General features: G+C 73.4%; 2 pseudogenes. Both read left to right on the top strand.

The features are described 5' to 3' along the window. Nucleotides 1-843: pseudogene (locus tag AC1DYI_RS36840) on the top strand (hypothetical protein); the annotation flags it as partial. A 30-nt stretch (nt 844-873) separates the two neighbouring features. Further along, nucleotides 874-974 (top strand): annotated as a pseudogene (locus tag AC1DYI_RS36835) (general secretion pathway protein GspB); the annotation flags it as partial.

Below are 974 nucleotides of genomic sequence, written 5' to 3'. Positions count from 1 at the left end.
GTGATGCGCCCCACCGCACCGACGCCTGCCGCCAAACCGGCGGCCACGGTGGCTGCGGCGGCGAGTGGCGCGGTGCGAGGTGCGGCCAGCAGCCCCGTAGTGGCGATGCCCGCCAGTGCATCGGCCAGCAGCCCACCGCCTGCCATCGTGGCCGCAACGCCCGCTGCCAAGCTCGCACCGCTCAGCGCCGCCGAGCTGCGCGCAGCCTTCAATGCCGAGCTGCATGGCGAAGCGGACGCCTGGCGCGAACTGGCCAGCGCCTGGGGCGTGACCCTGGGCACCAACGGCGACCATTGCGGCAGCGCGATGCGCCAGGGCCTGCCCTGCTTCAAGGGCCCTGGCAGCCTGGCTTTGGTGCGCCAACTCGACCGCCCAGGCGTGCTGGTGCTGTACGACGGCGAGAACCGCCCGTTCCACGTGCTGCTGACCGCGCTGACCGCCGACAGCGCCACGCTGCGCCGTGGCAAGGCCAACGTCACCGTGCCCTTGGCGACGTTGGGCGCAGCCTGGCGCGGTGAGTTCGGCACCTTCTGGCGCGCGCCGCCGGGCTACGCCGGGCCGGGCACGCTGACTACCGCCAACTCGGAAGCCAGCACCTGGCTGATGGAGCGCCTGGGCCAGGCCCTGCGCGGCGAACGCCGGCTGGGCACCGCGGCCGAGCCGGCCAGCGAACCGCTGACCGCCCGCGTCGCCAGCTTCCAGGTCGCGCAAGGCCTGCCGCCCGACGGACTGGCCGGGCCGATGACTGTGATGCTGCTGAACCGCGCCACCGGCGTCGACGAACCGCGGCTGCTGGCACCGCCGACCACCACCGCCGCGGCCGCGACCACCGCGCGCCGCTGAAGACCATTCGACGAATTCGCTCCGACCACGATGTCCTACATCCTCGACGCCCTGAAACGGGCCGACGCCGAACGCGAGCGCGGCCATGTGCCGGGTCTGCACGCGCAATCCATCGACAGCGCCTCAGGCGC

The sequence above is a fragment of the Ideonella sp. P3_A4 genome (genome assembly GCF_056403075.1).
The sequence above is the reverse complement of the archived record's forward strand: the minus strand, read 5'-3'. Positions and strand labels throughout refer to the sequence as shown.